6 protein-coding genes are annotated in these 7,188 nt (G+C 71.3%); 2 read left to right on the top strand and 4 right to left on the bottom strand.

Translation table 11 applies throughout. The features are described from left to right. Positions 1–103 precede the first annotated feature (103 nt). The 4 genes from RUMESO_RS10430 to RUMESO_RS26335 all read right to left on the bottom strand — a co-directional run bounded on the left by RUMESO_RS10430 (position 104) and on the right by RUMESO_RS26335 (position 4,461). Positions 104–1,237, bottom strand: a complete 1,134-nt coding sequence (locus RUMESO_RS10430) for a toxic anion resistance protein (protein WP_051521216.1) — start codon at positions 1,235–1,237, stop codon at positions 104–106. 79 nt (positions 1,238–1,316) lie between these two features. After that, positions 1,317–2,216 carry a 5-bromo-4-chloroindolyl phosphate hydrolysis family protein gene (locus RUMESO_RS10425; protein ID WP_037280064.1) on the bottom strand — a complete coding sequence of 300 codons (900 nt, stop codon included), beginning with the start codon at positions 2,214–2,216 and terminating at the stop codon, positions 1,317–1,319. Continuing rightward, positions 2,216–2,431, bottom strand: coding sequence for a hypothetical protein (locus RUMESO_RS10420; RefSeq protein WP_037280063.1), 216 nt, complete (start codon positions 2,429–2,431; stop codon positions 2,216–2,218). Before RUMESO_RS10420 ends, RUMESO_RS10425 begins: the two co-directional genes overlap by 1 nt. 101 nt (positions 2,432–2,532) lie before the next feature. Beyond that, on the bottom strand, positions 2,533–4,461 hold the full coding sequence (locus RUMESO_RS26335) for a pseudouridine synthase (RefSeq protein WP_037280061.1): 1,929 nt from the start codon (positions 4,459–4,461) through the stop codon (positions 2,533–2,535). A gap of 76 nt (positions 4,462–4,537) precedes the next feature. Here RUMESO_RS26335 and RUMESO_RS10410 point away from each other — a divergent pair, with 76 nt between their 5' ends. Together RUMESO_RS10410 and dnaG are read left to right on the top strand one after the other, a co-directional pair. Further along, positions 4,538–4,993, top strand: a complete 456-nt coding sequence (locus RUMESO_RS10410; protein WP_037280060.1) for a nucleoside deaminase — start codon at positions 4,538–4,540, stop codon at positions 4,991–4,993. A gap of 63 nt (positions 4,994–5,056) precedes the next feature. Further along, entirely contained in the window at positions 5,057–7,072 is a 2,016-nt protein-coding gene (gene dnaG / locus RUMESO_RS10405) for a DNA primase (RefSeq protein ID WP_037280059.1), read from the top strand. Positions 7,073–7,188 lie beyond the last annotated feature (116 nt).

Raw genomic sequence — 7,188 nt, 5'->3', positions numbered from 1 at the left:
GGGCGGGGCCGCCGGTTCCTCGCAGCCGGCCAACCCGAGGAGCAGGAGCCCGGCGAGGAGGGTCGAACACAGACGGCCGGGTCTCACGGGCTTCCTCTCCGACTCAGCTCCTGGGCGTCGGGCCGCCCACCGACCCGCCGCCGCTCCCCCCGGCTTTGGCAGAGGCGAGCGCCGTCTTCAACTCCTGCTCCATATGTTCGAGCTCGGCTTCGGCAGCGGCGCGACGGGCCTTGCCCTGGTCGGCGATCTGGAGGCTCTCGTTGATCGTCGCGATGAGGTTCTCGTTTGCCGACTTGACCGACTCGATGTCGAAGACGCCGCGCTCCATCTCCTCGCGGATGGCCTTGTTGGCCATCCGCAGGTTCTCGGCGTTGCGGGTCAGAAGGTCGTTCGTCAGGTCGTTGGCCTCGCGTACAGCGTCCGAGGCTTCGGAGGACCGCTGGAGGGTGATGGCCTGGGCGAGCTGCTGCTCCCAGAGCGGGACGGTGTTGACGAGCGTCGAGTTGATCTTGGTGACGAGGCTCTTGTCGTTCTCCTGCACCAGCCGGATCGAGGGGAGCGACTGCATCGTCACCTGCCGGGTGAGCTTGAGGTCGTGGACCCGCCTTTCCAGATCGTCGCGGCCGGCGCGGAGGTCGCGCAGCTCCTGCGCCTCCATGACGCCCTGCTCCTCGGGGGCGCCCTGGACGGATTTCTCCTGCACTGGGATGAGATGCGAGTCGATCTCGTGCAGCTTAGCCTCGCCGGCGGCGATGTAGAGCGCGAGCTCGTCGTAGAAGGCGAGCGTCTTGTCGTAGAGCCGGTCGAGCGCCTCGATGTCCTTGAGGAGCAGGTGCTCGTGCTTGAGGAGGTCGTCGGTGATGCGGTCGATCTGGCCCTGCACCTCCTCGAAGCGGGCGGCGAACTTCGCCACGGGCGCCACCTGGCCGGTGATCTTCTCCCAGAAAGACCGCTCGCGCCGCACGTCGAGCTCGTCGGTCGAGAAGCCCCGGATCGTCGCCACGATGTCGCGCAGGGCGTTGCCGGCGGGGCCCACGTCCTTGTTGCGGACGCCCTCCAGCATGGACTGGCTGATCTGCTGGAGCTCCACCTGCGCGCCCGAGCCGAAGCGGACGATGGAGTTGGTGTCCGAGAGGTCGATCTCGGCCATGCGCTTGCGAATCTCCTCGCCGACCTGCGGGCTGGCCTGTTCGAGCGGCGTGACCACGGCGGCGGGTGCAGGCTCGGGGAGGACCATCGCGGTGACCTTCTCGGCCTGAGCGAGCGCGGCCTCGGCGGCCCTGGCGGGTGGTGTCGGACATGGCGCGTCTCTCCCCTTATCGGTCGGTCGTCACGCCTTCCCGGCGCAGGCGGTCCCGCAGGACCGTGATCTCGAGGTCCATGGCCTCGCGGCCCCCTTCGAGGAGGCGGGTCGTGCCCTGGGCGTAGTTGGTCTCCAGGTCGCCGAGAAGCGCCTCGTAGTCGGATCGGGCCTTGGCATCGCGGGTGCGACGGTAGAGGTCCACGAAGCGCACGGTCGCGTCGCGGGCGCCCATCAGGTAGACGCCGAGGTACTTCCGGGCCGAGGTGAGGTCGCGCGGGTCCTCCTCGACGGTGCGGATCATGCGGCGGGCCAGCGCCTCGAACCCCGCGACGCGGGCCTGCAGCGCGCGGTCGCCCAGCGTGGCGATCTGGTCGGTGATGGCGGCGAGGTAAGTCTCGGCTTCCTCGACCACGCGGGCAACCCGGTCCTGCTGGAAGTCGTCGATGCCTTCGACGCGTTTGTCGCTGAGCGGATCGATCCCGAAGGCGGCGAGGTGAAGGCCGCCAGCGGCGAGGCCGTAGAGGACGCTTCCAAAGAGGTCCGTGCCGCCGGAGAGCCCGGCAAGGAGCGCGCCGCCCCCGGTCAGGACCGCCGCGAGGACCTTGCGCGGCAGGGCGGGGCGGCGGGCCACCGGGCGGGCCTCATAGGCGGCCTCCGCGCGGAGCCCCTCGCGCAGGAGCCAGGCCGAGAGGGCGAGGAGGGCGGCCGCGCCAAGGCTGAGGACCAGCACCTCGGGCCCGCCGAAGAGGCCGAAGAAAGCGGCGAGGGCGGGTGGGACGAAGAGGAGGTTCGCCTTGGCCCCGGCGGCGTCCACGCGGCGGGTCTCGGCCAGCGCCTCGTGGGCGGCCTGCGCGCTGCTGCCCTCCGTTGCCGGGGCGCCGGGGCTGTATTGGCCACCGAAGCGTCGAGCCATCAGGCTGGCCCCAGCCAGCCGCTCGTCAGGCCGGCGAGTAGCAGGAACAGCAGCACATAGGCCGTGTTGCGGATCGCTGGGGGCATTCCGTCCTCCCTGATTGCGGGGGCCGAGGACGGAGCCGGCGCGGTGAGCGCGCGCCATGCCGTGGCAGCCGCCGCGAAGGCGAAGGCCAGAGCCCCGAACAGCATCAGGAACAGGATCAGCCGCGCCATGCCCCATCTTTCCCCATGCGGGCGGCTTGCCACAAGTGGAAAGGCCCAGGCCCGCGCCCATCATCTATGGAGCGCGGGCCGTGTTCCAAGGGGTGGAGATGTCAGTCCTTGCGGGGCTTGCCCCCGGGGCGACCCTTGAAGCCGCCATCGCGCGGGGCACCCTTGCGGGGCGAGCGCCCGTCATCGGCTCGGTCGCCGCGCGGGCCGCCCCCGAAGCTGCGGGGCGGGCGCCGCTCCTCCCCCTCGCGGGAAAAGCGGTTGGGTCGGTCGCCCCCGCGCGCATCGTCGCCGCGCGGCTTGAAGGACCGGGGCGGCCGGTCGTCGCCCCCCTCGCGCCGGGGCTTGAAACCGCGCGACGGGCGGGAGTCGTCCCCCTCGCGGCGCGGGCCGCGATCCTCGCCCTCGGGCCGGCGGCCGAAGCGGGCCGGACGGTCCTCCCCCTCGCGGCGGGGCTGGTAGCCGCGCGCGGGACGGTCGCCCTCGGTCCGGGGCTTGTAGGGACGGGAGGCGCGATCGTCGCCGCCCTCCCGGGGCTTGTAGGCGCGGCGTGGCCGGTCCTCCTCGCCCTCACGCGGAGGACGCGGCTTGTAGGGCCGGGACGGCCGGTCGTCGCCGGCTTCGCGCCGGGGCTTGAAGGACCGGGGCCGGTCCTCGCCGCCCTCGCGGGGCGGACGAGGCTTGTAGGGCCGATCCTCCCGGTCCTCGCGGCGCGGCCGGTCGGAGTCGAAGCGGCGCGCGGGTCGGTCCGCGTCGCCAAACCGGCGCGGGCCGCGATCACCCTCGGTGCGGCTCGGGCGCTCGCGGTCGCCCTCGAACCGGCGGGGGCGGTCGCCCCTCTCGTCGGAGTGGCTGCGGAAGCCGGCGGAGCGGGTGCGCGGACGATCCTCGCCCCCCTCGCGGGAGGGGCGGTCGCCGTGGCTCTTGTAGCCGGAGGAGCGGGGCTTGTCGCCATAGGTGCGGCGCTCCTCGCGGGGGGAGTCCTGGCGGTCGCGGGCCTCCTCCTCGCCGGTGCGCATCCAGGTCTTGGGCCGGGTGAAGGCGCCGGGCAGGGCGGGCTTGCCACCGAACTTGCCACGTGGCCTCGGGGCGTCCTCGGCTTCGGGCCGGGACTTGCGCGTGGCGGGGGTGCGGGGCTTCAGCTCGCGCCGGACGGTCGCCCCCTCTGGCCGCTTCGTGGCGAGGCGGTCGCGATCGGGGCGATCCTCGGGCTCGTCGTCGAAGGTAGGCATGTCCTCGGCCGAGGGCTTCTTGCGCGAGCGCGTCACAGGCTCGGGCTTGCCCAGGCCAAGCTGGTCGCGGACGATCTTGGGCCGGACCTCCTCGACGTCGCCCACGGGAAGCTCGCCGAGCTGGAAGGGGCCGTAGCTCACCCGGATCAGGCGGTTCACGGTAAAGCCCAGCTCCTCCATGACGCGGCGGATCTCGCGGTTCTTGCCCTCGCGGAGCGTCACGGTGAGCCAGGCGTTGGTGCCCTGCTGGCGGTCGATGCTGACCTCCATGGGCTGGTAGTCGATGCCTTCGACCGTGATCCCCTGCCGCAGAGGCTCGAGCTGGTCGTTAGTCGGCGTGCCGTGGATGCGGACGCGGTAGCGGCGGCTCCAGCCGGTCGAGGGCAGCTCCAGTCGGCGCTTGACCTCGCCGTCGTTGGTGAGGAGCAGGAGCCCTTCGGAGGTGAGGTCGAGGCGACCGATGGACATGACGCGGGGCATGTCGTCGGGCAGCGAGTCGAAGACGGTCTGGCGGCCCTCCTCGTCGTGCTCGGTCGTCACGAGGCCCGCGGGCTTGTGGTAGAGCCAGAGGCGCGTGGCCTCGGGCGCGCCCACGACCTCGCCGTCGACGGCGATGCGGTCCTTGTCGGTGACGTTGACGGCGGGCGAGGTGATCTTCTCGCCGTTCACGGTCACGCGGCCTTCGAGGATCAGCCGCTCGGCGTCGCGGCGCGAGGCGACGCCCCGGCGCGAGAGGACCTTGGCGATGCGTTCGCCGTCGCCGGGCGCGACGGTCTCGGGGGTGTTGTCATCTGTGCTCATCGCGCGCCCTTACCCCTAATGCCGCTGCCCCGCCAGAGGGGGTTGCTACAGGGTAGGGGGCCTGCGACGAAGCGCCATGATTTTCGCGAGCCACATGGACGCGGCCCTGCGCGAGGCCCGTGCCGCCGGCGACCGGGGCGAGGTCCCCGTGGGCGCCGTCGTGGTCGCGCCCGACGGACGGGTCGTGGCAGCGGCGGGGAACCGGACCCGCGAGCTGAGCGACCCCACGGCCCATGCCGAGATGCTGGCGCTGCGGGCGGCCTGCCGGGCAGCGGGGTCCGAGCGACTGGTGGGCCATTCGCTCTGGGTCACGCTGGAGCCCTGCCCGATGTGCGCGGCCGCCATCGGTTTCGCGCGGATCGGGCGGCTCTACTTCGGGGCAGCGGACCCGAAGTCGGGCGGCGTGCTCCACGGGCCGCGCATCTATGCCCATCCCCAGGCGCATCATGCCCCCGAGGTCTATGACGGGATCGGCGGCGAAGAGGCGGCGGCGCTGCTTCGCGCCTTCTTTGCCGCGCGACGCGAGAGTTGATCGGCGGGGGACTCGCGTCGGCTTGCGGTTTGCGGAATCCTTGTGCGAAGGGATTCGCCTGCCATGAGCCTGCCCCCTGGATTTCTTGAGGAACTGAGGAACCGGCTCCCGCTCGCCCGAGTGGTGGGGCGCAAGGTCACATGGGACCAGCGCAAGTCGAACCAGGCCAAGGGCGACTTCTGGGCGCCGTGCCCGTTCCACCAGGAGAAGTCGGCGTCCTTCCACGTCGACGACCGCAAGGGCTTCTACTACTGCTTCGGCTGCCACGAGAAGGGCGACGCCATATCCTTCGTCCAGAAGACGGAGAACGTCTCCTTCATCGAGGCCATCGAGATCCTCGCCCGCGAAGCCGGGATGCCGATGCCCGAGCAGGACCCCCGCGCGGCCGAGAAGGTGTCGCGGAACACCCGCCTCGCCGAGGTCATGGAGATGGCGGTGCAGCACTACCGCCTCCAGCTCTCGACCCGCGCGGCCGAGGGCGCGCGGGCCTACCTGGCGAAGCGGGGGCTCTCCGAGGCCGCGCAGAAGCGGTGGGAGATCGGCTATGCCAGCGACGACCGGCACGGGCTGTCGAAGGCGCTGAAGGGCAAGGGCGTCACCGATGACCTGCTGCTGGAAGCCGGGCTGACCGGGGAGGGGCAGGGCGGGACCTACGACCGCTTCTGGGGACGAATCATCTTTCCGATCAGGGACGCGAGGGGCAGGGCCATCGCCTTGGGCGGTCGGTCGATGGACCCGAAAGCCCGCGCGAAGTATCTCAACTCGCCGCAGACGCCGCTCTTCGACAAGGGCCGCAACCTGTTCAACCACGGCCCGGCGCGGGAGGCCTGCGGCAAGGGCGCGCAGCTCATCGTGGCCGAGGGCTACATGGACGTGATCGCGCTGGCCGAGGCGGGCTTCGCGGGGGCCGTCGCGCCGCTCGGGACGGCGGTGACCGAGGAGCAGATGTCGCTCCTCTGGCGGATCCATGACGAGCCGGTCATCGCGCTGGACGGCGACGCGGCCGGGCTGCGGGCAGCGATGCGGGTGATCGATCTCGCTCTGCCCCGACTGGAGGCCGGGAAGGGGCTGCGCTTCGCGCTCCTGCCGGGGGGACAGGACCCGGACGAGCTCATCAAGTCCAAGGGCGCCCCGGCGATGCAGGCGGTGCTGGACGAGGCGCAGCCGATGGTGCGGCTCCTCTGGCGGCGGGAAACCGAAGGGAAGGTCTTCGACAGCCCGGAGCGGAAGGCCACGCTGGACAAGTCGCTGCGGCAGGCGATCTCGGCGATCAGGGACCCTTCGATCCGCCGGCATTACGGCGAAGAGATCAAGAACCTCCGCTGGGAGCTATGGGGGCCGAAGCCCCGGGAGGGGCGGCGCTACGAGCGGCGCGGATTCGGCGGCAAGGGAGGTCCGGCTCTGCCGACCCCTTCCGCGAAGGCGAGCTCCCTGGCCGGCGATGTTGGTCCGATTCGAAGCTATGTGACCGATCTCGTCATTCCTTCGACCGAGGCTGAACGTTCGGCCACCATCGCTCTGGAGAACGAGCTTCGCCACGCGGTCCTGGCGATGCTCGTGATGACGCCGGAGCTGCTCCCGGCATTCGCCCACGACATCGAGGCGCTTGACTGCCCGGACCCAGGGCAATCCGCCCTGAGGGACGCCTTGCTTCGCCATGCCGACGCGCTGGACCTCAGGGCGGCGCTGGTTCGGGAGATCGGGCCCGAGAATCTCGAGAGCCTGCTCGGTTCCGCGCACATCCTCAGCGTGCGCCGCCCCGGAGAGGTTGAATCCGCACGCCTCGTGGTCGCCGAGGCGCTGGCCAAGATCGCTGCCCGGCGCTCCCATGCCGCCGCCCTGGAAGAGGCGGTCGAGGACATCGGCGGAACTGCGGACGAGTGGCTGACCCGGCGGCTCGGGCAGGCTGCCGCCCAGGTGGACGTCACCCGCCGCAAGGAGACGGAGGATGCGCGCGAGGAGGTCGTCGCCCCGAACGGCAACAAGCTGGACAAGAGGGACATCGACCATCGTAGCCAGGTCATCGCGGAGATCGACTTCACGCGGGGCGGCCGCGGCGGGCACCGGCGGGGCCCTTGACCTGCGCCCCCCGTGATCCCATGTGGCGGGCTTCCGTCGAATCACAACGACTCAGGTTGCGAATCACTCAGCGCTGACGTTGATTCGCGAAGCCGCCGCACTACCGAATCAGTTCG

It is taken from the genome of Rubellimicrobium mesophilum DSM 19309, from assembly GCF_000600335.2.
GTDB lineage: Bacteria > Pseudomonadota > Alphaproteobacteria > Rhodobacterales > Rhodobacteraceae > Rubellimicrobium > Rubellimicrobium mesophilum.
The sequence above is the reverse complement of the archived record's forward strand: the minus strand, read 5'-3'. Positions and strand labels throughout refer to the sequence as shown.

What these genes read in the sequence shown, in the direction of transcription:
- RUMESO_RS10425 (WP_037280064.1), bottom strand. Translation starts at nt 2,216, where the DNA reads ATGGCTCGACGCTTCGGTGGCCAATACAGCCCCGGCGCCCCGGCAACG.
- RUMESO_RS10410 (WP_037280060.1), top strand. Translation starts at nt 4,538, where the DNA reads ATGATTTTCGCGAGCCACATGGACGCGGCCCTGCGCGAGGCCCGTGCC.
- RUMESO_RS10420 (WP_037280063.1), bottom strand. Translation starts at nt 2,431, where the DNA reads ATGGCGCGGCTGATCCTGTTCCTGATGCTGTTCGGGGCTCTGGCCTTC.
- dnaG (WP_037280059.1), top strand. Translation starts at nt 5,057, where the DNA reads ATGAGCCTGCCCCCTGGATTTCTTGAGGAACTGAGGAACCGGCTCCCG.
- RUMESO_RS10430 (WP_051521216.1), bottom strand. Translation starts at nt 1,237, where the DNA reads ATGGTCCTCCCCGAGCCTGCACCCGCCGCCGTGGTCACGCCGCTCGAA.
- RUMESO_RS26335 (WP_037280061.1), bottom strand. Translation starts at nt 4,461, where the DNA reads ATGAGCACAGATGACAACACCCCCGAGACCGTCGCGCCCGGCGACGGC.